Origin of the sequence: Micromonospora sp. URMC 105, from assembly GCF_051386295.1 — a bacterium.
Classification (GTDB): Bacteria; Actinomycetota; Actinomycetes; order Mycobacteriales; family Micromonosporaceae; genus Micromonospora.
In genome coordinates, this window is the sequence record NZ_JBPQTL010000026.1 from 16,823 (window position 1) to 39,290 (window position 22,468).

A 22,468-nucleotide genomic window follows, 5' to 3' on the forward strand; every position below is an offset into this window, starting at 1 on the left:
CGACATCAGGAGAAGACGATGGCATTCACCCCGCTGCCGGGCACCCGGGCGCCGGTACGGGTCTGGACCGACCCGTACGGCATCGAGCCGCAGGCCGCGCAGCAGCTGCGCAACATCGGCGCGCTGCCCTGGGTGCAGGGCGTCGCGGTCATGCCCGACGTGCACTTCGGCAAGGGCGCCACCGTCGGCTCCGTCATCGCGATGCGGCAGGCCGTCTCGCCCGCCGCGGTCGGCGTGGACATCGGCTGCGGGATGTCCGCGGTGCGTACCTCGCTCACCGCGGCCGACCTGCCGGACGACCTGGCGCCGCTGCGCACGGCGATCGAGGCGGCCGTCCCGGTCGGCTTCGCCAAGCGGAACGACCCGGTCGACCCGCGCCGGATCCGGGGCCTGGAGCAGGCCGGCTGGGACGCCTTCTGGAAGCGGTTCGGCGAGCTGGACCGCAAGGTGGCGCAGCTGGAGAGCCGGGCCCAGCACCAGATGGGCACCCTCGGCGGGGGCAACCACTTCATCGAGGTCTGCGTCGAGCAGGGCGGGCCGGACGCCGGCCAGGTCTGGCTGATGCTGCACTCCGGTTCCCGCAACATCGGCAAGGAACTCGCCGAGCGGCACATCGGGGTGGCGCGGAAGCTGCCGCACAACACCGACCTGCCCGACCGCGACCTGGCGGTGTTCCTCGCCGGCACCCCGGAGATGGACGCGTACCGCCGGGACCTGTGGTGGGCGCAGGAGTACGCGCGGCGCAACCGGGCGGTCATGCTGGCGCTGCTCTGCGGCGTGGTCCGCGAGCAGTTCCCGCAGGTCGCGTACGGGGAGCCGATCAGCTGCCACCACAACTACGTGGCCGAGGAGAGCTACGACGGGGTGGACGTGCTGGTGACCCGCAAGGGCGCGATCCGGGCCGGTCGGGGGGACCTGGGGATCATCCCGGGGTCGATGGGCACCGGCTCGTACGTCGTGCGCGGCAAGGGCAACCCGGACGCGTACTGCTCGGCGTCGCACGGCGCGGGGCGGCGGATGTCGCGGGGGCAGGCGAAGCGGACGTTCAGCACCGCGGACCTGGTGGCGCAGACCGCCGGGGTGGAGTGCCGCAAGGACGCCGGGGTGGTCGACGAGATCCCCGGCGCGTACAAGGACATCACCGAGGTGATGGCGCAGCAGGACGACCTGGTCGAGGTGGTGGCGCACCTCAAGCAGGTGGTCTGTGTGAAGGGTTAGGCACGATCGGCGTCCGCGGGGGGTGGACGCCGGTCGTACGCCCCGATGGCTCAGCGGAGAGAGCGCCCGTCTACGAAGCGGGAGAGCCCAGGTTCGAATCCTGGTCGGGGCACGGTCCGTATCCGCGCCGGCGTCCATGGTGGCCAGAAAACGCCGACCATGTGCGTCGTTGCCTCCCTGCGGCAGACCCGCCTATCGGAGTTCATGACTTGGGTGGCTGAACGATCGGTCGCAGACATGACAGCCTGCCCAAGCCGCGGATTGACCGGCGAGACTAGCAGCGCACAAGAGGCTGCCCTGGGTCCAGCGGCCCGCAGTCTGGCCACGGCGCTCGGTGTCCAGAGATCATGCCGCCAGCGTTCTCACGGGCGCTGCGACGACCGCACCGGCCGATTTCGCAGACGCGCGGGCCGGATCAGGGTTGGTGGCGCAGCCGCTGATCGTGCTTTCCCGAGGGAACGGGTGACCCGAACGTCGCGGTTTTCCGGATAACGCCTCGACAGGCGATCGACTTGCAGCAGAATTTGTCCGCACTGCGCCCTCAGGTAGCTGCCAAAGCGGCGCCGACGGGTGTGGTCATTGATCCTGGCGAGGACTGCGATGCCCACTGCGATCACCACCAAGAGGGCCGGTGCCAGAAGCAAGGCGGGGTGAGGTCGCCGCCCCTGCGAGTAGTCGACCAAGGCGATGAGCGGCCAGGCCAGGGGCGACGCTGTCATGAGAGCGACGGCGGCACGCCCGACGGTGCCGCCGGCCTCTCGGAGAACCTCCTTGAATTCTGAAGCAAATTTGGACGCGTCTCTGCCGAGATGGCGAGGGCCGAGTAACAGGCGATGGTCGATCAGGCGGTCCGCGACCCTGCCGTACCGGTCCACTTCCGCTCGCAGGCGGGACAGGTGGCCGACGGGTGGGAATGGAGCATCCAACTGCGCCGAGACCGTAGAGAGACGCCAGGCCAGCCGACGAGCGGGCGACACAGGTCGCTGCTCGATCGCCGCCAGCACTCCGAAGAAGGGCGGCGCCAGGACGCCAAGCGCGACCGCTAGCACCCCCGCCTCCCACCACGGCGCCATCTCCGCATCGGTGACGACGTTCACGCCGATACCCCCGCCAACGCCAGCGCCCGCTGACAGTAGCGGCAGTGAGATGAGAGATCGGAAGTCTCCCTTAGGTACCGCCCAGATTCGATACCAGTCTCGCAGGGATGTGCAGAAGGCTAGCGCTATGCCTACCTGGCGCAAGAAGGCGAAGGCGAGGCTCGCGTACACCGGCACGCCGAGGAAGGCCAGGAAGGCCAATACGCCGTTCATGGTGGTCGAGGTTACAAGTCGGACGCAAGTCATCCGCCGCCGGCGCGGCAGCGCACTTGCCGGTCACGTATAGGGACGGGAGCGTCAGTCGATAGGTGCGAGCCAACGGAACCCTTCGGGTCCCCTGGGGGCATCGTGGCCCTTGGACGACCTCGCCTCTCTATGTTGCAAGTGCTTCCCCTGCCGCAAACCGGGGGCAGAAATCTTCCGCGATCTCCGCTACGATCTCCAGATCGTCGATCAAAAGACGTGACGCTGAATCGTCAATTTGAGGCCCCGTCCTTCGCTTGGAGCAGGCATGCCAGGTGTTAAGCCCCGATGGAACGACGATGACTTGAGGGCGGCGGTCGCGGCGGTGAGTTCCTGGCGCCAAGTTGCCCTGCGGCTTGGGGTTAGTCCGAGTGGAAACTCGTTTGTGTCGTTCAAGGCAAGGGCGGAGTCTCTGCACCTCGACATCTCCCACTTCAAGGGAAGAGGCTGGAACCGTGGCACAGGCATGGGGAGAAATGATGCAGCCGCCCAAGCGGCCAAGCGCCGATGGTATGAGAAGAACAGAGATGTCTATCGCGAGCGCAACGCGAAGCGTCGCAGGGAGCGCACCGCTCTGATTGCTGCGACGAAGGCCCGCCCCTGCGCGGACTGTGGCGTCCAGTACCCCTTCTTCGCCATGGAGTTCGATCACCGCGAGGGTGAGCTTAAGGCATTCTCTATTTCAAACGCTTCGAATGGCCTGAGCATGGCTCGCCTGATGGAGGAGATCGCCAAGTGCGACGTTGTCTGCTGCCTGTGCCATCGTTTCCGCACTGCGCGGAGGGCAGGCTGGCGTGGGTTGGATGCCGCAACGGCGACACCGGAGCTGGATAACTTGGTTGATGACGAATGACATGCGGCGCTCTGGCGGCAGGCCCGGGTGATATGGCGTACCAGCCTGCGGTCGCGCTGGTGCTGATATCGCCAGCCCAGTTCGGCCGACGGCGCTGCTCCACCAACCCGACCGAGTGCCCGAGTGGCCAGGGGGCGGTCTGCAAAACCGCACACGCGGGTTCGATTCCCGTCTCGGTCTCGACTGCCGTCCACTGTGGTGCCGCCGGAGGGCGTGGGTCCAGCCGCTGCTCATAACGGTGGCCCGCCCGGTTCGACCCCGGGTCCGGCGACCGGCCGCCGTCGCGGCGACCCGAGTGCCGGGTCGCCGCGACGGTACGGGCACTCAGCCCATGTGTACGGCCCCGCCGGTGGCCAGGTCCTCCTTGCGGACCTTGATCAGCAGCACGGTGGCCAGGCCGGAGAGCAGGATCAGCGCGGCGCCCCAGGCGAACGCCACGGAGTAGCCGTGCACGGCGGCCTGGGCCATGGTCGTCTGGTCGGGTACCCGGCCGGCCAGGTACGCGGTGACCGCGCTGGTGAAGAAGGTGTTGAGCAGGGCGGTGCCGAGCGAGCCACCGATCTGCTGGGTGGCGTTGAGGGTGGCGCTGGCCGCCCCGGCGTCGTGCTCGGGGACGCCGACCAGCGCGAGGCTGGACAGCGGCACGAAGGTGAAGCCGAGGCCCAGCCCGAGCACCACCTGGGCGGGCAGCAGGTGCGCCAGGAAGGAGCTGTCGACGTCGATCTGGGTCAGCGACAGCATGGCCGCGGCGGCCAGCACCGCGCCGGTCACCATCAGCGGCTTCGCCCCGACGCGGGGCATCAGCTGGCTGGCGGCGCCTGCGCTGAGCAGCACGCCGAGGGTGATGGGCAGGGACGCGAGACCGGCCTCGACCGGCGAGTACCCGAGCGTCTGCTGGAAGTAGAACGTCAGGAACAGGAACGCCCCGAACAGCCCGGCCCCGATCAGGGTGGAGGCGAGGTACGCCCCGCCCCGGTTGCGGTCCAGCAGGATGCGCAGCGGCAGCAGCGGGTGGCTGGACCGCAGCTCGATCACCACGAAGGCGGCGAGCAGCAGCACTCCGGCGGCGATGAAGCCGATGGTGGCGGTGGCGTCCCAGCCGTCCTCGGCGGCCTTGGTGAAGCCGTACACGAGGGAGACCAGGCCGGCGGTGACCACGACGGCACCGGGGATGTCGTAGCGGGTGTCGCCGTGGGCGCGGCTCTCCGGCACCAGCGGGACGGCGGCGAAGAGGGCGACCGCGGCGATCGGGATGTTCACCAGCAGGCACCAGCGCCAGTCGATGTACTGGGTGAGCACGCCGCCGAGCACCAGGCCGACGGCGGACCCGCCGCCGGCGATGGCGCCGTAGACCGCGAACGCCTTCGCCCGCTCCTTCGCCTCGGTGAAGAGCACGGTGAGCAGGGCCAGGGCGGCCGGGGCGAGCAGCGCGCCGAAGGCGCCCTGGAGCGCACGGGCGGCGAAGAGCAGCCCGCCGGTGGTGGCCAGGCCGCCGACGGCGGAGGCCAGGGCGAAGCCGACCATGCCGACCAGGAAGGTGCGCTTGCGGCCCCAGTAGTCGGCGATCCGGCCGCCGAGCAGCAGCAGGCCACCGAAGGTCAGGGTGTAGGCGGTGACCACCCACTGCCGGTCCGCGTCGGAGATGCCGAGGTCGGCCTGGGCCTCCGGCAGGGCGATGTTCACGATGGTGGCGTCAAGCACGACCATCAGCTGGGAGATCGCGATGACCGCGAGGACCAGCCAGCGCCGTGGGTGTGGCGTGACCGCCGCCGCGGCGTCGGGCGCGCCGGGGGCGGTCGAGGTGGAAGCGGGCATGGTGCAGCCTTCCGTGACGTGGGTGTGGCGTTGCGGGGTGAGGGGCGCACCGGGCGGGTCGTGACCCGGCGCGGCCGGGAGGTCAGTCGGCGCGGTACCGGAGCACCGGGACGAGCACCTGGTCGACGAGCTGGATGAGGAAGTCGTCGTCGGCGGGAAGGCCGTGGGCGAGGATCCGGGACATCACCATGGCCGGGGCGAGGTCGTGGAAGAGGTCCCGCTCGCCGGCCTCGGCGGGGATCTCGCCGCGGGCCGCGGCGCGGACGACGACCGCGACGCTGGCCACCCGGCCGGCGGGCATCACCTGCTGCCGGATCAGCTGCCCCAGCTCGGGGCTGGTCCGCATGGCGAGGGTGAGGGCCTGCATCAGGTCGCTGTCGGCGGTGCAGATCGCGGCGGTCGTGCGCAGCAGCTCCAGCAGGTCGCCCCGGAGCGAGCCGGTGTCGGCCGGGATGTGCACGCCGACGTGCCGGTGACGCAGCGCGGCGGCGACCAGGTCGGCCTTGCCGGGCCAGTGCCGGTAGATGGTCGCCTTGCTCACCCGGGCCCGGGCGGCGACGGCGTCGATGGTCATCCGGTCGTAGCCGACCTCGCGGATCAGCGTGAGGACGGTGTCGAGCAGATCGGAGTGGCGCTCCCCGTCGGCCGGGGTGCCGGTCCGGTCCGGGGCGTTTCCGTGGCGCATGACCCTCCCGAGCGAAACGATGTCGTACTCAGAGTAGAGCGGAAGGGCCGCCAGGGCCGAAACTTATGAGATGTCTCGCAATCTCGTAGGGAAACGGGTCCGTTTCGTGCTGAGGTCAGCCGGTCGCGGCCAGGACCACCGGCACGGCCACCACGTGGGTGCGCGATCCGTCGCGGGGCGACACCTCGTACACCTCGACCGTGCCGGGACCGGCGCTCGCCAGCCGGTAGGCGACCCCGGCGCGGTAGTCGCCCCGGCAGCCGCTGCCGCAGGTGGCGGTGGTGAAGCCGGTGCCGACGACCCGGCCGTCGCCGTCGAGCACCCGGATCGAGACGGTCGCCTCGTACACGTCGGCGGTCCCGGCGACGGTGACCGGGCCGGTGACCCGCTGGCCGATCGCCGGTTCGGTGACCACGATCCGCGGGAGCAGGTCGGTGAGGTCGGTGCGGGCCAGCACGACGCCGGTGCCGGCGAAGGCCACCCGCCGGACGGTGGGGAACTGGGTGAGCGTCCAGACCACCTGCGCCCGCCGCAGCCGCAGGGTGCGGGCGTCGGTGTCGGCGAAGCCCGGGGGAGGGGCGACGGTGGCGGTGCCGTCGGCTATCCGCACCATCTCGACGCCGCCGGGGACCAGGGTGGCCAGGCCGGTGGCGGCCTCGGCGGGGGTGGGGCCGGCGGCCAGTTCCGTCAGCGCCAGGCGGGAGGTGGCGACGGTGGCGGGCCGGGTACGCCGGGTCGGCACCACCGCCCCGGCCCGGGTGAACCAGAGCTGCACGGTCACGTTCCCCGTGCCGGCCGGGCCGGGGGTGCCGGTCCGGGGCGGGGTCGCCGGTGTGCCCGGCGAGGTGGTGACGGCGGCTCCCGGGGTGCCTGCGGCGTGGGTGGCCGGCCGGGCGGTCGGGGTGGGCGCGGGCGGCGTCGCGGTGCCGGGCGCGGCGGCGCGCGGTGCGGGCCCGAGGGTGCCCGAGCGGGCGTCGGCGCAGCCGGCGAGCAGCAGCGCGAGCGCGACGAGGAGGGTGGGCAGCCGGTTCACGGGTCACCTCCCGGGTCGGCGTCGGTCAGGGGCAGGGCCAGCCGGAAGGTGGTCCCGACCCCGGGGGTGCTGTGCACGGTGAGCCGGCCGCCGAGCAGCCGGGCGTTCTCCCGGGCGATGGCCAGGCCGAGCCCGTTGCCTCGCCCGGAGCGGGCCGGGTCGGCCTTGTAGAAGCGGTCGAACAGGTGCGGCAGGTGCTCGGCGGCGATGCCCGGCCCCTGGTCGCTCACCTCGTACAGCAGCAGCGGGCCGGCCCGGGTGGCGCGGGCGTGGACCTCGCCCTCGCCGTGCGTGACGGCGTTGCCGACGAGGTTGACCAGCACCCGTTCCAGCCGGCGCGGGTCGGTGTGCAGGACGGTGTCGTCGCCGGCGACGACGACCCGGGCGGCCCACCCGTGCGCGGCGACCAGGTCGCGCAGCGGGGCGAGGGCGGGCACCTGCGCCGGGCTCAGTGCCTCCCGGCCGGCGTCCAGCCGGGAGATCTCCATCAGCTCCTCGACCAGCGTGCGCAGCCGTACGACGTCGGCGACCAGCAGTTCGGCGGCGCGGCGGGAGTCGGCCGGCAGCGCGTCGAGCTGGTCGGCCAGCAGCGAGGCCGCCGCCACCAGGGCGGTCACCGGGGTACGCAGCTCGTGCGCGACGTCGGCGGTGAACCGCCGCTCCCGTGCCTCGGCCCGGGACAGGTCGTCGATCTTCGTCTGGAGCGCCTGCGCCATCTCGTTGAACGCGGCGGCCCAGTCGCTGAACTCGTCCCGGCCCCGCACCGGCAGCCGGGTCGCCAGCAGGCCTTCGGCCACCGCTCGGGCCGCCCGGCTGGCCCGGCCCACCGGTTCCAGGGTGCGGCGGGCCAGCGAGTGCCCGACGCCGGCGGCGAGCGCCACCACCGCCAGCCACCCGACGGCCAGCGCGGTGCGCAGCTGGTCCAGCCCGCCCCGCAGGTCGCTCTCGTCGGTGACCGCGTACAGCTCGGCGGTGGAACCGGGGATGCGCCCGCCGACCACCAGCAGGTGCCGCCCGCCGGCGCCGGCCAGGCGCTCGTACCCGAGCTGCCCGTCGGCGACGGCGGCCCGTAGCTGCGGGCCGGGGGTCGGGGCGTACGAGGGGTGTGATGCGCGGGTGTCGCCGGCGATCAGCAGGACGTGCCGCCCGCTGCTCTCGAAGCTGGTCAGCAGCTCGGTGCGGCGGGCGTCGGTCAGCGGCACGAACTGCCCGGCCAGGACGAGCTGGTAGCGCGCGTCGGCCGCCGCCTGCTGCACCGAGCCGTCCAGCCGCGCCTGGCGCAGCATCAGATACGACCCACCGGCGAGCACCCCGGCGGAGACCCCGGCGACCAGCACGAACGCCACCGTCAACCGGCGGCGGAGCCGACCCGGCGCTACGGTGCCCGTGGCCATCGCGGCACCCTCCCGTCAGGCCGTGAGCTTGTAGCCGACGCCGCGTACGGTGCGGACCAGCCGGGGCTCGGCGGGGTCGTCCTCCACCTTGGCGCGCAGCCGCTGCACCGCCACGTCGACCAGGCGGGAGTCGCCGAGGTGGGAGTGGTTCCAGACCCGGTCCAGCAGCAGCTCGCGGGTGAACACCTGACCGGGCCGGCGGGCCAGCTCCAGCAGCAGGCGGAACTCGGTGACGGTCAGGGTCAGCTCCCGGCCCGCCTTGCGGACCAGGAAGCGGTTCGGGTCGATCTCGAGCCCGCCGACGGTCAGGGTGTTCTCCTCGACGACGGCGCCGGCCCGGCGCAGCCCGGCGCGGACCCGCGCGACCAGCTCCGGCAGGTCGAACGGCTTGCGCAGGTAGTCGTCCGCGCCGCACTCCAGCCCGACGACCACGTCGATGGTGTCGGTGCGTGCGGTGAGCATCAGGATCGGCACCGCGCTGGTGCGCCGGATCTCGCGGCACACCTCCAGCCCGTCGAGGCCGGGCAGCATCACGTCGAGCACGATCAGGTCGACCGGCTGGGCCCGCCAGGCGGCGAGTGCGGCGCGGCCGTCGACGGCGGTGGCGACCCGGAAACCGGCCCGCCGCAGACCGAGGGCGGTGACCTCCCTGATGGAGGCATCGTCCTCGACCAGCAGCACGCGGCCGTCCATGACGTCCTCAGGGTAGCCCCGCGACGTGCCCCGACGCCCTGGCGCAACGGCCGGTGCCGGGGGACCGCTCGACGTGGGATCCCCGCCGGTCGAGCGGGAGTCCTCACCGGCCGGTCCGGGTCGCCGGGGCGGCGCGGTCCGCGTCGGCGGCGCGGTCCCGGGGCGCCGCCGTTGGTGGCGCGGCGAGGGCGCGCAGCGGGGAGCGGAAGACCGGCAGCCAGGTCAGCGCGGCGCCCACGGCACCGATCCAGAGCGGGGTACGGACGTCCGCGTACTGGCCGAGCAGGCCGGAGAGCGCGGCGCCCACCGCGATCGCGCCGAACAGCAGGAAGCGGAACACCGCGTTCATCCGGCCGAGCAGTGCGTCCGGCGTGGCCGTCTGGCGCAGGCTCACCCCGATCACGTTGCCGATGCCGGTCCGCCAGGCGATCGCCAGCCAGCCGAAGCCGGCCAGCCAGAGCGTCACCCCGGTGTCGACCAGCGGCACGAGCAGGCCCGCCGGCGCGACGAGCAGTCCCGGCAGCCAGAGTGCCCGCCCGTGACCGATCCGGGCGGCGAGGGGGCGGGCGGTCACCGCGCCGAGCAGTGCACCCACCCCACCGGCGGCGAGGAAGAGCCCGAGCGGGCCGGCCCCCAGCCCGAGGTCGCGCAGGAAGACCACCGGCAGCATGGTGGTCATCAGGTTGACCGTCAGGTTGATGCTCGCCAACGAGAGCGCCAACGGCCGCAGCAGGGCGTGGCCGAGGACGTGCCGGACCCCGTCGGCGAGCTGGCGGCCGAAGCTGCCAGGCGCCGGGGCGGTCGGCCCTGGTGCGGCGTCCGGTCGTAACCGGCTCAGGACGACGGCGGAGAGCGCGTGCGCGACGGCGTTGCCGATCAGGGCCACCGGTGCGCCGACCGACTGCACCAGGAACCCGCCGAGGGCTCGCCCGCCGATCTGGATGGTGGCCTGCGTGCTCATCAGCGCCGAGTTCGCCGCGACCAGCCGCTCCCGGCCGACCACGGCGGGCAGGCAGCTCTGCGCGGCGATCTCGGCGAAGACCGTGCCGGCGCCGGCGACCAGGACCACCAGGTAGAGCTGGCCCATCGTCAGCCGTCCGGCCCACCAGGCCAGCGGTACCGAGGCGAACAACGCCGCCCGGACCACGTCCGCGGCGATCATGACGGCGCGGCGGTCGGACCGGTCCACCCAGACCCCGGCGGGCAGGCCGATCAGCAGGAACGCCGCCGTGCCGAGCACCCCGAGCAGACCCACCTGCGCGGGGGTGGCGTGCAGGACCGCGACCGCGAGCACCGGCACCGCCAGCAGGGCGACCTGGTGGCCGATGCCGTCGGCGACGGTGACGGCGTACAACTGGCGGAAGGCCGGGGACCAACGGGTGGTGCGATCGATGATCATGCCGACCACGCTGCCAACCGACCGGCCCGGGGGCGAAGGATTCGGCGCAGGCCGAATCCTTCCCACGGACGGGGGGTACGAGGAGTGCTGCGCGCCGCGCTGTCGGTGGCGGACCTGGCCAACACCAGGTTCGCGGTGTCGCCGCTGTGGGAGGTGGTGGCGAGCGTCCGGATCGTGAAGGACCCGGACCGCTTCCCGGTGCATCTGCCCTGGGCACGGCAGGTTGTTCCGCGACTGGCGACGGTGCGGTGGGGACTCCTCGCCGACCTGGTGCCGGTCCCCACCGTGGTGATCCCCGCCTTCGTGTGCCCGCCACCGACCACCTCCCAGCCCACGCTGGAGCTGGAGCTGGCCGCCCTCACCGCCACCGCGCCGGACGCGGTGCGGGCCTGCCTCGACCGGAACCCGGTGCCGCGTACGCCCCGGCTGGACGCCCTGCATGCCGACCCGGAGACCGGGCTGGCCCGCCTCGCCGCGCAGATCCGCGACTACGCCGAGGTGGCGCTCGCGCCGTACTGGCCGCGGATGCGGACCCTGCTGGAGCGGGAGGTGCTGCTCGGCGCCCGGCGGATGGCGGCCGACGGCGTGCACGGGCTCCTCAACCACCTCGACCGCTACGTTGCCCTGGACGACGGGACGCTGTCGGTCGCGCACGTCACGACGTCCGGTTCGGTGCGGCTGGACGGCCGGGGCGTGCTGCTGGTGCCGTCGGTCTTCACCTGGCCACGGCCGTTCTCCAATCTCGTCGAGCCGTCCGGGCAGCCGACCCTGCGCTATCCGGCGGCCGCGGTGGGGACGCTCTGGGAACGGTCGGCGCTGCCGCCGGGCGAGGCGCTGAGCCGGGTGCTCGGCCGGACCCGGACGACGCTGCTGTACGAGCTGGACGTGCCCTCCTCGACGACCGAGCTGGCCCGCCGCTGCGCGCTGGCCCCCGCCACCGTCTCGCAGCACCTGACGGCGTTGCGCGACGCGGGGCTGGTCGGCACCCACCGTGCCGGCCGGTTCCTGCTCTACGCCCGGACCACCTCGGCCGAGGCGCTGCTCGACGGCGCCGGCTGACCGGCGCGGCCCGCGGCCGGCTCAGGCCACCCGGGCGACCGCGTCGGCGGGCGGGGCGGGCACCGCGTCCGGGTGCAGGACGGCGGCGATCGCCTGCACGCCGTCGACCAGGCGTGGGCCGGGGCGGACGACCAGATTGTCGGCGTCGACCGCCCAGACGGGCGTGCCCGGGAAGTGCTCCGCCACCGCCCTGGCCTGGGTCACCGCGCCGTCGAGGTGGAAGCCGCAGGGCGTGACCAGCACGACCTCGGGTGCGGCGTCGCGCAGCTCGGACCAGTCGACCTGCACCGAGCGGGCGCCGGGGCGGGTGGCCACCGGCTCGCCGCCGGCGGCGAGGACCAGGTCGGGGATCCAGTGCCCGGCGGTGAACGGCGGGTCGGTCCACTCCACCACCGCCACCCGGGGCCGGGGCCGGTCGGCGACCGCCGCCGCCACCGCCGCGAGCCGCTCGCGCAGGTCGCCCACCAGCGTCCGCGCCCGCTCCGGTACGCCGGCCGCGTCGCCCACCGCGAGGATGCTCTCCAGTACCTCGTCGAGGGTGTACGGGTCGAGCGAGAGCACCTCGGCGCGGCAGCCCAGGTGGTCGAGGGCGTCCGAGACGTGCCCGGAGGGCAGCGCGCAGACCCGGCACAGGTCCTGGGTGAGGATCAGCTCCGGGTCCAGCCCGGCGAGCGCGTCGGCGTGCAGCGTGTAGAGGTCGGCACCGGCCGCGAGCCGGGCGCGGACGTGGGCGTCGATCTCGCCCGGGGTCATGCCGCGGGTGTCGGTGCCGCCGACCACCACCGTCTTGCCCGCCCGGTCGGCGGCCGGCACCTGGCACTCGAAGGTGACCCCGACCAAATCGTCGCCGAGGCCGAGGGCGTAGACGATCTCCGTCGCGGAGGGCAGCAGGGACACCAGGCGCATGCCCCCATCCTGCCCGGGGCCGCCCGGGTGGCGCGGTGCGGCCCCGTCGGTCGAGCGGACCGGGATTGTGACACCGTTCGGCCGGTTGACCGAGAGATTGATACATGTCAGTGTTTCATTCCCCGGCGTGACCGCCGTGGCCTGACCCCCGGGCCGCGAGATCCCGTCCACCCCGACCTGACCCCCGCCAGGGATCCGGCCACGCCCGCCGACCCCCACGAGGAGTTCGCATGAGACGCAGCACGCCGGCGAAGGGTCTCGCCCTCGCCGTGTTCGCCGCCCTGACGATGACGCTGGCCGCGCCGCCCGCCACGGCGACCCCGCCGGCCGCCGCCCCGCTCGCCGCCCTGGCCGCGCCGGACATCTCGGTGACCAACATCCAGGCCCACCTGACCCAGTTCCAGAGCATCGCCACCAACAACGGCGGCAACCGGCGGGCCGGGTCGGCCGGCTACACCGCGTCGGTCAACTACGTCAAGGCCAGGCTCCAGGCCGCCGGATACACGGTCAGCGAGCAGTACTGCTCCTCCTGCACGTACCCGTCGAACAATCTGATCGCCGAGTGGCCGCAGGGCCCTGCCGACCAGGTCGTCATGTTCGGCGCGCACCTGGACGGCGTCTCCGCCGGCCCGGGCATCAACGACAACGCCACCGGCTCGGCCGCCCTGCTGGAGAACGCGCTGGTCCTGGCGAGCCAGAACCCGTCGATGACCAAGCGGGTCCGCTTCGCCTGGTGGACCGACGAGGAGCAGGGCCTCAACGGCTCGAGGTTCTACGTCAACTCGCTCAACGCCACGCAGCGCGGCTACATCAAGGGCTACTACAACTTCGACATGGTCGGCTCGACCAACGGCGGCTACTTCATCAACCGGATCACCTCCACCACGGCCGCCCCGCTGAAGGCGTACTGGGACTCGCTGGGCCTGCAGCCCGAGGAGAACGTCGAGGGCCAGGGCCGCTCCGACGACTACTCGTTCCAGCAGGGTGGCATCCCCACCTCCGGGTACGCCGCCGGTGCCAGCGCCCGCAAGACCAGCGCCCAGGCGACCAAGTGGGGCGGCACCGCCAACTCCGCGTACGACCCCTGCTACCACCGCTCCTGCGACACCAGCAGCAACGTCAGCGCGACCGTGCTCAACCGCAACGCCGACGGCATCGCGTACGCCATCTGGCAGCTCGCCGTCGGCACCGGCACCCCGACCAACGACTTCTCGGTGTCGGTGAGCCCGACGTCGGCCAGCGTGGCCCGGGGCGCGTCCACCACCGCCACCGTGAGCACCGCCACCACCAGCGGCAGCGCGCAGACCGTGGCGCTGTCCGCCTCGGGCGCGCCCAGCGGGGTGACCGTGTCGTTCAGCCCGTCGTCGGTCACCTCGGGCGGCTCGGCCACGATGACCGTCAGCGCCTCGGCGACCGCCACCACCGGCACCTTCACCATCACGGTCACCGGCACCGGCTCGGTCACCCGCACCGCCACCTACACCCTCACCGTGACCGGCACCGGTGGCTGCGCCGGCGGTCAGGTGATCGGCAACGGCGGGTTCGAGTCCGGCACGTCCCCGTGGACCGCCAGCTCGGGCGTGATCACCAACTCGGCCAACCAGCCGGCCCGGACCGGGTCGTACAAGGCGTGGCTGGACGGGTACGGCAGCACCCACACCGACACGCTGTCGCAGTCGGTGACCGTGCCGGCCGGGTGCTCGACGTACACCCTCGCCTTCTACCTGCACATCGACACCGCCGAGACCACCACCGGCACCGCGTACGACAAGCTGACCGTGCAGGTCGGCACGACCACCCTGGCGACGTACTCCAACCTCAACGCCGCCAGCGGCTACGTGCTGCGCTCGTTCAACGTGGGCGCGTACGCCGGCCAGACCGTCACCCTCAAGTTCACTGGGACCGAGGACTCGTCCCTGCAGACCAGCTTCGTCATCGACGACGTGACCCTGCAGGCGAGCTGACCGGCCGGGGGCGGGGTGGGCCGCCGCCCGCCCCGCCCCCCTTGCGCCCGCACCGACCGCCCGCCGGACCGTCACGACGGTAAATGTCGTACCCCGGTCCCAGCATGGATGGCATGGCTGCCCCCGCGCTGACCCACCACAGTGGTCGACCCCGCTCCCTGCCGCTGCGCGAGCTGCGCACCCGGCTCACCCAGCTGATCGCCATGGCCGAGCTGACCGACACCGTCACCCTGGTCACCCGCGACGGCGACTCCCGTCCGGTCGCCGCGATCGTGCCGGCCGCCGCGGCCCGCACCGCGGCCCAGGCCCGGGCCGACGGCGAGCGCCTCGCCGCGGTCACCGCCGGCTGGGCCCGGCGGCTGGAGGAGGCGCACCGGCAGGGCGCCCGCCGGCACGCCGCCGAGCTGCGGGCGGTCACCACCGCCCTCGCCGAGGTCTGGGCCGAGCTGGACCGGCGGGTCCCGCCGGGCAGCGACCGCGCCCTCGACCGGCTGCGCGCCGTCCACGCCGACCTGCTGCGCGACTGACCCGCCCCCCGACTCAGCGGCGACCGACCCGCCGCCGGGCTGGGCGGCAGCGCGTCCCGCGCCGGCCGCCGCCGGGTGCGGCGGCAGCGCGTCCCGCCGGTTGCCGCGTCAGGCGGTGAAGTGCGGGTTGCCGGCGGTCAGCCGCAGCGTGAAGGTGTCCGCGCCGCGGTGCATCGCGACGTGGTTGCAGGACTGGTGGGTGATCCACAGCCCGAGCCCGCCCGAGGTCGCGCCCCGCGTGGGCAGCAGGCCCGCGTACGGGTCGCTCGGCCCGTCACCGCGGTCGTCGACACTCACCACGATCCGGTCCTCGCCGGCCCAGAGCCGGAACCGCACCGGTGGCCGCCCGTGCCGCAGCGCGTTGGTGACCACCTCGCTCACGGCCACCGCCAGATCCTCGACGTCGTCGGCCTTCAGCCGGCCGTGACCGGCCTCGTGCACCACCTCGCGCGTCTGCGCCGGTGTCGGGTCGCGCAGCTCGACGGCCGGGGCGTCGGCCTGCAACGGGTCCGGCACCATCGGCCGGTTCTCCCGCAGGTACGCCTCGGGTGCGGTGTAGCCCTCGTTCGGCACGTGCCGCCCGTCCGGCATGGCCGTACGCGGGTGCGTGCGCGCCACGTCCGCCAGCATCGCGGCCGGAGTGCTCCGGGTGTCGTACGCGCACATGCTCCAGAGCGGGAAGTCGTCGTACGCGTGGTTGATCGCCGACTCGTAGCGGGCCCACCAGTCCCAGGTCGGGCCGAACGCCGACGGGGGCAGCTCACCGATGATCCGGATCTGCCCCGCCCCGGCGGCGACGTGCTCGGCCAGCAGCTGCCGGTACGACCTGATCGCCGCGGTCGGCCGGGCGTACACGTCACCGCCACCGAGGAAGGACACCCCGGAGTCGGGGCCGAGGGCCTCGCGCACCAGGGCGGCGTTGCGCTCGCCGAAGGCGACCAGCGTCGGCTCGCCGGCGGCCACCCCGCCGGTGAGGAAGGGCAGCACGACGGCGAGCAGTTCCTCGTCGGAGGCGTAGCAGACGGCCTCGTGGAAGTAGCCGCTGTGCTCCGCGGCCGCGCCCGTCCTCATCGGGCCACCTCGACCCTGATCCGGCGCAGCCCCAGCAGCTCGACCAGCCGGGCGGCGGAGGTCAGCGGGGTGTGCAGGGTCACCGTGCCGCCGCGCCGCGCCGCGTACCGGTTGAGGTGCGTCAGGTTCCGGTGGTCGACGAAGCGCAGCCCGTCGGCGTGGATCACCAGGTCGGCGGGGGTGCCGTCGAGGTGGGCGCGGGTGAGTGCCGCGTCGAAGACGTCGTGGTTGGAGGTGTCCAGCTCGCCGGTGAGGACCAGGTCGTCGGCCCCGGCGTACAGGTGGAACAGGGTGGCGCCCGGGTCGGCCGACGGGTGCAGGCAGGCCAGTTCCTCGATCGCCTCGTCGCCCAGCGCCCGCCGGTCGTAGCCGCAGGCGGCCGACATCGGCCGGTCGCGCATGAACCGGTCGACCAGGTGCTCGTAGCGGGCGAAGGCGTCGCGCTGCTCGGCGGTCACCACGAGCGTCGTGGCGTCGGCGGCCACCCGCAGGCCGGCGTGGCCGTCGGCGAGCGCCGCGTCGGTCAGCGTGGCGTAGGTGGCGACCTGGCCGGCCGGGTCGACGACGTGCCGCTCGCCATAGGTACCGCGTACCGAGACGACCTCCGCCGCGCCGCTGCCCAGCGCCGCGCGCAGTCGCGGGACGGCGCGCCAGCGGGCGACGGCGACGTCCTCCGGCTCGGCGGTGACGTAGCGGACCCGTTCGCCGGCGTCGAGACCGGCGAGGAGGAACCGCTGGGCCCGGGCGTCGAAGACCGCCGGGTCGTCGTAGCTCCAGCAGACGTGTCCCGAGGGTACGGCGGGCGCCGATCCGCTGGTCACGCTCTCCGCCTCATGCGGGGAGTGTATGCCGCTGCCGCCCGTTCGGCGCAGCCCGGCCGTCCGCGCCGAGGCGGGTCGGCCGCCGTGGCCCGCCGGGGTTCAGCCGGCCGGGGCCAGGTCGGGACGCTTCTCCGGCGCGGTCGCCGGTCGGCCCATCCGCCGCCACGGGCCGCCGAGCAGCGGGACGAGCACGACCAGGACGTAGGCGGTGCCGACCGTGAGCAGGGTGGCGGTGAGGCCGAACCGGTCCGCGGCGAGACCCCCGCCGAGCGCGCCGAGCGGCATGGCGGCCCAGGCGCCCGCGCCCACCACCCCGTACACCCGGGCCCGCATGTGGGCGGGCACCCGCTCCAGCTTGACCGCGTTGATCAGCGGGTTGATGGCGCCGGCGGCGAGCCCGGAGACCGTGAAGACCGCGAGCATCACCGGTAGCGGCGGCGCGGCGGCCAGGGCCCAGAAGGGCGGCCCGCCGGCGATGGCGAAGGTGGTGACGAAGGTGGCCCGGCGCGGCAGCCGGTGACCGACGGCGCTGAACAGCAGCGAGCCGGCCAGCGCGCCGCCGCCCATCGCGCCGACCAGCAGCCCGAACGCGGTGGCCCCGCCGAGTTCGCGCGCGGCCACCAGCGGCAGCAGGACGCTGCTCTTGGTCGCGTCGAAGCAGTTGGTGACCAGCACCAGCAGCACCACCGCCCGCAGCAGTGGCTCCCGGGCCAGGAACCGGACTCCGGCGGCGAAATTGTGCCAGTAGCCGCCGGGCTCCTCCTGCGCCGACCCGGCGGGGCGCATGCCGCGCGGCACCAGCAGCGCCACCACCAGTGCGGAGACGGCGAAGGTGGCGGCGTCCACGGCCAGCACCGGCAGCGCGCCGAGGGTGGCGACCAGCAGCCCGGCCACCGGCGCGCCGAGCAGCCGGGACCCACGTTCGGTGGCCTCGAACCAGCCGATCGCCCGTTCGATCGGCACCCGGGCGGCGGTCGCCGCCTCCGGCAGCAGCGAGGTCCGGGCGGTCTGCCCGGGGGTGTCCAGCAGTCCGCTGGCGAAGACCAGCGCGAGCAGCGCCCAGAACGGCAGGCCGACCGTCGCGTCGAGCAGCGGGATGGCGGCCACCGTCGCGCAGGAGACCAGGTCGGCCAGGACGCTGGCCCGCCGGTAGCCGATCCGGTCGACCAGCACGCCGCCGAGGGCACCGCCGAGGACCACCGGCGCGGCGGCGAACGCCCCGGTCAGGCCGGTCGCCGCCGGTGAGCCGGTCTCGGCCAGCACGTAGAGGGGCAGGGCGATGAAGGTGAGCATGTTGCCGGTCAGCGAGACCGTGTGGCCGACGAGCAGGCCGAGCAGTGGACCCCACCGGCGCGGCGGGGCGCTCACTGCGGCCCCCGGTAGGCCTGCCAGATCAGCGTGACGGTGCGGGCGTCGGGCCGGTCGGGGTCGCTGCGCGCCCGCCAGCGGGCACCCAGCGCCGCCAGCTCGGCGCGCAGCTCGATCAGCTCGTCGGGGGTCAGGTGCATGATCTGGTCGCTGCTGGTGGTGCCGCGTACCCAGTCGGGGTCGAGGGTGGCCTCGCTGTCGAGGTAGGCCTGGAACCGCTCGACGTAGCGCTGGAAGGCGGCCCGGCGCAGCAGGTCCGAGGCGAGCTTGCGCTCCGGGTCGTGCAGCACCTCGACCGGTTCCCAGTTGGTGCGGTCGTGTGCCGCTCGCCACCAGCGTTCGCGGCGGTCGCGGGCGTGTTCGGGCGCCTCCCGGATGAAGCCGTGCTCGGCGAGTCTGCCGAGGTGGTAGCTGACCGAGCCGACCGCCTCGTCGACGAGTTCGCTCAGCATCCCGACGCTCAGCGGGCCGCGCACCCGCAGCTCGCCGAGAAGGCGCAGGCGGGTCGGGTGGGCCAGGGCGCGCATGGCCCGCGGGTCGGTCAGGTGCAGTGTCGACTCGTCCTCCGGCATGCCGCCAGGCTAGACGTACAAGAAATGATGTACAAGAGTTCTTTTCGAACTGCGGGACGGTGGTCGGTTCGGTGACTCAGGCGGGGCGGCGGCCCTTGAGGCGTCGGCCCAGCTCCCGGGCGATCTCCCGGTTGGCGTCGCGCTCCGCGAGGACCTGCCGCTTGTCGTACGACCGGCGGCCGCGGGCCAGACCCAGCTCGACCTTGGCCCAGCCGTTGCTGAAGTACATCGACAGCGGCACCAGCGTCACGCCCCCGTCGCGCAGCTTCTCCAGGATCCGGGCGATCTCCACCCGGTGCAGCAGCAGCTTGCGGGTCCGGCGGGGCTGGTGGTTGGTCCAGGTGCCGTAGCCGTACTCGGCGATGTGCAGGCCGTGCAGCATGATCTCGCCGTCGTGCTCCTGGGCGAACGCGTCGACCAGCGACACCCGCCCCTCCCGCAGCGACTTCACCTCGGTGCCGGCCAGCACGATCCCCGCCTCGTAGGTCTTGAGGACGGTGTAGTCGTGCCGGGCCTTCTTGTTGGAGGCGATGAGCCGGCGCTCCGTGTCCCTGGACACCACGACCTCCTGCGGGTGGGCTGCGGACCGGGTGCAGGATACCGCCGGCACCGACGTGACCGGGTCACCGGTCGCACGGCCACGCCCCGCGGAAGCTGCCGGTCAGGTCGCGCACGGTCTGCACCGTGCCGGCGGCGGCCACGGTCAGGCGCCGACCAGGAACGTGGTCGGTGGCCCGGCGGGCGGGTCGGCCGCGGCGGGGGCCGTGGGGAGCAGGGCGGTGGCGGCGGCGACCGCCACCGCGAGGTGCACCGGGGTACGGACGGACATGGTCCTCCTTGCGCTCGGACGGGGCCCGCCCACCGCGGGCCCCGCACCACGCTAGGAAGCGCTGCAAGAAGTTGGAAGACCATTGGAACTTCAGTCATGCGAAGAAAGAGTTTCTAGGTTCCCGCCGACGCGGCCCTGCGATGTCCACTGTGGCCCGCGGGTCGGGCGGTAGGGTCGGCGATCGTGACCGAGCCCGACTTCCTCACCGCCACCCGCACCTCGTACGACACCATGGCCACCGACTACAAGGAGTTCGTCCGCAACGAGCTGGCCGCCCGGCCGCTCGAGCGGGCCATGCTGGCGGCCTTCGCCGAGCTGGTGCTCACCGGCGGGGGCGGACCGGTGCTGGAGGTCGGCTGCGGACCGGGGCGGATCACGCGGCACCTGCACGACCTCGGTCTGGACGCCGCCGGCCTGGACCTGTCGCCGGGCATGGTCGCGCAGGCCCGCCGGGACCACCCCGACCTGCGCTTCACCGAGGGATCCATGCTGGACCTCGACCTGCCCGACGGCGCGCTCGCCGGGCTGGTCGCCTGGTACTCGGTCATCCACCTGCCCGACGACCGGCTGCCGGCCGCCTTCGCCGAGTTCCACCGGGTCCTCGCCCCCGGTGCGCACCTGCTGATGGCCTTCCAGGTCGGCGACGAGCCGCTGCACCTCACCGACGCGTGGGGGAGCCCGGTCTCCCTCACCTTCCACCGCCGCCGGCCCGAGCAGGTGGCGCGGCTGCTGGACGCCGCCGGACTGGAGGTGCGGGCCCGGCTCTGCCGGGAGCCCCAGGAGTGGGACGGGCGGATCGAATCCACCCCGCAGGCCTGCCTGCTGGCCCGCCGTCGCCGGTGACGACCGGCGGTGACCGGCCGACCACGCCGGCTCGTATCCTTCTCCCGCGGCTCCCGACCCGGGAGCCCGTGCCGAAAGGAATGAGGAGGTTGGTGTGAGCAGCCGGACCGAGACGTTGGAGTTCCAGGCCGAGACGCGTCAACTGCTGCAGTTGATGGTGCACTCGATCTACTCGCACAAGGACGTCTTCCTGCGGGAACTCGTCTCCAACGCCTCCGACGCGCTGGACAAGCTGCGGCTGGAGTCCCTGGTCGACAAGGACCTGGTGGCCGACACCGCTGACCTGCACATCGAGATCGAGACCGACCCCGCGGCCCGCACCCTCACCGTGCGGGACAACGGCATCGGCATGTCCCGCGAGGACGTCGTCTCCCTGATCGGCACCATCGCCCGCTCCGGCACCGCCGAGCTGCTGCGCAAGCTGAAGGAGTCCCGTGAGGCCGCCGCGCAGGACCTGATCGGCCAGTTCGGGGTGGGCTTCTACTCGACGTTCATGGTGGCCGACAAGGTCAGCCTGCTGACCCGGCGCGCCGGTCAGGCCGAGGGCACCCGCTGGGAGTCCACCGGCGAGGGCACCTACGTCGTCGAGACGGTCACCGACGCCCCGCAGGGCACGTCGGTGACCGTGCACCTGAAGCCGGCCGACAGCGAGGACAACCTCGCCGACTACACCGACCACGGCAAGATCCGCGAGATCGTCAAGCGGTACTCCGACTTCATCGCCTGGCCGATCCGGCTGGTCACGGCGGACGCCGAGCGAGCCACCCTCAACTCGATGAAGGCGCTCTGGGCCCGGCCGCGCGACGAGGTCGCCGAGGAGGAGTACCGCGACTTCTACCGGCACGTCAGCCACGACTGGGCCGACCCGCTGGAGACCATCCACATGCGGGGCGAGGGCGTCTTCGAGTACGAGGCGCTGCTCTTCATCCCCACGCACGCCCCGTTCGACCTGTACCTGGCCGACGGCCGGCGTGGGGTGCAGCTCTACGTCAAGCGGGTCTTCGTGATGGACGACTGCGCCGCGCTCATGCCCAACTACCTGCGCTTCGTCAAGGGCGTGGTGGACGCGCACGACCTGTCGCTGAACATCTCCCGGGAGATCCTTCAGCAGGACCGGCAGATCCAGATCGTCCGCCGCCGGCTGGTCCGCAAGGTGCTCGCCACGGTCAAGGAGATGCGCGCCGAGCACCCCGAGCGGTACCGGACGTTCTGGTCGGAGTTCGGCCGGGTGCTCAAGGAGGGGCTGCTGGAGGATCCGGACAACCAGCAGGCGATCCTGGACGTCGTCTCCGTCGCCTCCACCCACGACCCCGCCGAGCAGACCACCCTGCACGAGTACGTCGAGCGGATGAAGGACGGCCAGGAAGAGATCTACTACGCCACCGGTGAGACCCGGACGGCGCTGGAGAACTCCCCGCACATGGAGGCGTTCCGCGCCAAGGGCTACGAGGTGCTGCTGCTCACCGACCCGGTCGACGAGGTCTGGGTGGAGCGGGTAGCGCAGTTCGACGGCCGGCCGCTGCGCTCGATCGCCAAGGGCCAGGTGGACCTGGACACCGCGCAGGAGCGTGAGGAGGCCGAGACGCAGCGGGAGCAGCAGACCAAGGAGTACGCCGCCCTGCTCGGCTTCCTCGGCGGCGCGCTGTCCGACAGCGTCAAGGAGGTACGGCTCTCGTCTCGCCTGACCACCTCGCCGGCCTGCCTCGTCGGCGACGCGCACGACATCACCCCGACGCTGGAGAAGATGTACCGCGCGATGGGGCAGGAGGTACCGAAGGTCCTGCGCATCCTCGAACTCAACCCGACCCACCCGCTGGTTACCGGCCTGCGCGCCGCGCACGAGCGCGGCGGTGACTCCGACGCTCTCACCGAGACCGCCGAGCTGCTGTACGGCATGGCGCTGCTCGCCGAGGGCGGCGACCTGGCCGACCCGGCCCGCTTCGCCCGGCTCCTCGCCGACCGGCTGGCCCGCACCCTCTGACCGGTTGCGACGGGTCCCTTCCCGACCGCCCGGCGGTCGGGAAGGGACCGGTCCGCACCGTGATCCACATGCGAATGCCCGCCGTGTAGAGCATCAT

Annotated in this window: 21 protein-coding genes and 2 tRNA genes; 9 read left to right on the forward strand and 14 right to left on the reverse strand. The window is 73.1% G+C overall.

The features are described from left to right. Nucleotides 1–18 precede the first annotated feature (18 nt). Both ACSNN7_RS11625 and ACSNN7_RS11630 read left to right on the forward strand, forming a co-directional pair. Entirely contained in the window at nt 19–1,218 is a 1,200-nt protein-coding gene (locus ACSNN7_RS11625) for an RtcB family protein (RefSeq protein ID WP_436680730.1), read from the forward strand. A 39-nt stretch (nt 1,219–1,257) separates the two neighbouring features. Then, a tRNA-Arg gene (locus tag ACSNN7_RS11630) sits at nt 1,258–1,330 on the forward strand. A 250-nt stretch (nt 1,331–1,580) separates the two neighbouring features. On the opposite strand, the gene ACSNN7_RS11635 is transcribed toward ACSNN7_RS11630, so the two are convergent. Beyond that, nucleotides 1,581–2,528 (reverse strand): hypothetical protein, encoded by a 948-nt coding sequence (locus tag ACSNN7_RS11635; RefSeq protein ID WP_436680732.1) that lies wholly within the window; start codon nt 2,526–2,528, stop codon nt 1,581–1,583. A gap of 415 nt (nt 2,529–2,943) precedes the next feature. Between ACSNN7_RS11635 and ACSNN7_RS11640 the strand changes: the two genes are divergently transcribed. Both ACSNN7_RS11640 and ACSNN7_RS11645 read left to right on the forward strand, forming a co-directional pair. Next, nucleotides 2,944–3,411, forward strand: coding sequence for a hypothetical protein (locus tag ACSNN7_RS11640; protein WP_436680734.1), 468 nt, complete (start codon nt 2,944–2,946; stop codon nt 3,409–3,411). Between the two features lie 109 nt (nt 3,412–3,520). Further along, nucleotides 3,521–3,591, forward strand: a tRNA-Cys gene (locus ACSNN7_RS11645). A gap of 144 nt (nt 3,592–3,735) precedes the next feature. Here the strand turns inward: ACSNN7_RS11645 and ACSNN7_RS11650 are convergent. The 6 genes from ACSNN7_RS11650 to ACSNN7_RS11675 form a co-directional block, all read right to left on the reverse strand. Further along, complete coding sequence (locus ACSNN7_RS11650; protein ID WP_436680736.1) at nt 3,736–5,226, reverse strand: MFS transporter; 1,491 nt, start codon at nt 5,224–5,226, stop codon at nt 3,736–3,738. A gap of 82 nt (nt 5,227–5,308) precedes the next feature. Next, nucleotides 5,309–5,911, reverse strand: a complete 603-nt coding sequence (locus tag ACSNN7_RS11655; RefSeq protein ID WP_436680738.1) for a TetR/AcrR family transcriptional regulator — start codon at nt 5,909–5,911, stop codon at nt 5,309–5,311. Nucleotides 5,912–6,026: 115 nt separating this feature from the next. Then, a complete protein-coding gene (locus ACSNN7_RS11660; RefSeq protein WP_436680740.1) occupies nt 6,027–6,944 on the reverse strand; it encodes a Gmad2 immunoglobulin-like domain-containing protein in 918 nt (305 codons plus the stop codon). Next, nucleotides 6,941–8,338, reverse strand: coding sequence for an ATP-binding protein (locus ACSNN7_RS11665; RefSeq protein WP_436680742.1), 1,398 nt, complete (start codon nt 8,336–8,338; stop codon nt 6,941–6,943). Before ACSNN7_RS11665 ends, ACSNN7_RS11660 begins: the two co-directional genes overlap by 4 nt. A 15-nt stretch (nt 8,339–8,353) precedes the next feature. Then, the gene (locus ACSNN7_RS11670) at nt 8,354–9,031 is read right to left on the reverse strand and encodes a response regulator (RefSeq protein ID WP_436680744.1); all 678 of its coding nucleotides are present in this window, start codon (nt 9,029–9,031) and stop codon (nt 8,354–8,356) included. 103 nt (nt 9,032–9,134) lie between these two features. After that, entirely contained in the window at nt 9,135–10,430 is a 1,296-nt protein-coding gene (locus ACSNN7_RS11675) for an MFS transporter (RefSeq protein WP_436680746.1), read from the reverse strand. Between the two features lie 84 nt (nt 10,431–10,514). On the opposite strand from ACSNN7_RS11675, the gene ACSNN7_RS11680 reads away from it, so the two are divergent. After that, on the forward strand, nt 10,515–11,489 hold the full coding sequence (locus tag ACSNN7_RS11680) for a DUF5937 family protein (protein WP_436680748.1): 975 nt from the start codon (nt 10,515–10,517) through the stop codon (nt 11,487–11,489). A 21-nt stretch (nt 11,490–11,510) separates the two neighbouring features. Here the strand turns inward: ACSNN7_RS11680 and ACSNN7_RS11685 are convergent, their stop codons facing one another. Beyond that, the gene (locus ACSNN7_RS11685; protein WP_436680750.1) at nt 11,511–12,395 is read right to left on the reverse strand and encodes an ABC transporter substrate-binding protein; all 885 of its coding nucleotides are present in this window, start codon (nt 12,393–12,395) and stop codon (nt 11,511–11,513) included. Nucleotides 12,396–12,625: 230 nt separating this feature from the next. On the opposite strand from ACSNN7_RS11685, the gene ACSNN7_RS11690 reads away from it, so the two are divergent. Then, on the forward strand, nt 12,626–14,359 hold the full coding sequence (locus tag ACSNN7_RS11690) for a M28 family peptidase (protein ID WP_436680752.1): 1,734 nt from the start codon (nt 12,626–12,628) through the stop codon (nt 14,357–14,359). Between the two features lie 113 nt (nt 14,360–14,472). After that, nucleotides 14,473–14,886, forward strand: a complete 414-nt coding sequence (locus ACSNN7_RS11695) for a type II toxin-antitoxin system Phd/YefM family antitoxin (protein WP_436680754.1) — start codon at nt 14,473–14,475, stop codon at nt 14,884–14,886. Nucleotides 14,887–14,994: 108 nt separating this feature from the next. Here the strand turns inward: ACSNN7_RS11695 and ACSNN7_RS11700 are convergent, their stop codons facing one another. From ACSNN7_RS11700 to ACSNN7_RS11725, 6 genes are all read right to left on the reverse strand, one after another. Continuing rightward, complete coding sequence (locus tag ACSNN7_RS11700) at nt 14,995–15,957, reverse strand: anti-sigma factor RsbA family regulatory protein (protein WP_436680756.1); 963 nt, start codon at nt 15,955–15,957, stop codon at nt 14,995–14,997. Beyond that, nucleotides 15,954–16,778, reverse strand: a complete 825-nt coding sequence (locus tag ACSNN7_RS11705) for an MEDS domain-containing protein (protein WP_436680758.1) — start codon at nt 16,776–16,778, stop codon at nt 15,954–15,956. The genes ACSNN7_RS11700 and ACSNN7_RS11705 overlap by 4 nt, the downstream gene beginning before the upstream one ends. Before the next feature lie 99 nt (nt 16,779–16,877). Continuing rightward, on the reverse strand, nt 16,878–18,146 hold the full coding sequence (locus ACSNN7_RS11710) for an MFS transporter (RefSeq protein ID WP_436680759.1): 1,269 nt from the start codon (nt 18,144–18,146) through the stop codon (nt 16,878–16,880). After that, nucleotides 18,143–18,718: an ArsR/SmtB family transcription factor gene (locus ACSNN7_RS11715; RefSeq protein ID WP_436680760.1), complete on the reverse strand. Its 576-nt coding sequence runs from the start codon at nt 18,716–18,718 to the stop codon at nt 18,143–18,145. Before ACSNN7_RS11715 ends, ACSNN7_RS11710 begins: the two co-directional genes overlap by 4 nt. A gap of 76 nt (nt 18,719–18,794) precedes the next feature. Continuing rightward, nucleotides 18,795–19,277, reverse strand: coding sequence for an SsrA-binding protein SmpB (gene smpB, locus ACSNN7_RS11720; protein WP_334457054.1), 483 nt, complete (start codon nt 19,275–19,277; stop codon nt 18,795–18,797). A 144-nt stretch (nt 19,278–19,421) separates the two neighbouring features. Then, complete coding sequence (locus tag ACSNN7_RS11725; RefSeq protein ID WP_436680761.1) at nt 19,422–19,547, reverse strand: hypothetical protein; 126 nt, start codon at nt 19,545–19,547, stop codon at nt 19,422–19,424. Nucleotides 19,548–19,730: 183 nt separating this feature from the next. Between ACSNN7_RS11725 and ACSNN7_RS11730 the strand changes: the two genes are divergently transcribed. Continuing rightward, on the forward strand, nt 19,731–20,390 hold the full coding sequence (locus ACSNN7_RS11730) for a class I SAM-dependent DNA methyltransferase (RefSeq protein ID WP_436680762.1): 660 nt from the start codon (nt 19,731–19,733) through the stop codon (nt 20,388–20,390). Nucleotides 20,391–20,484: 94 nt separating this feature from the next. After that, nucleotides 20,485–22,371 carry a molecular chaperone HtpG gene (htpG, locus tag ACSNN7_RS11735; RefSeq protein ID WP_436680763.1) on the forward strand — a complete coding sequence of 629 codons (1,887 nt, stop codon included), beginning with the start codon at nt 20,485–20,487 and terminating at the stop codon, nt 22,369–22,371. Nucleotides 22,372–22,468 lie beyond the last annotated feature (97 nt).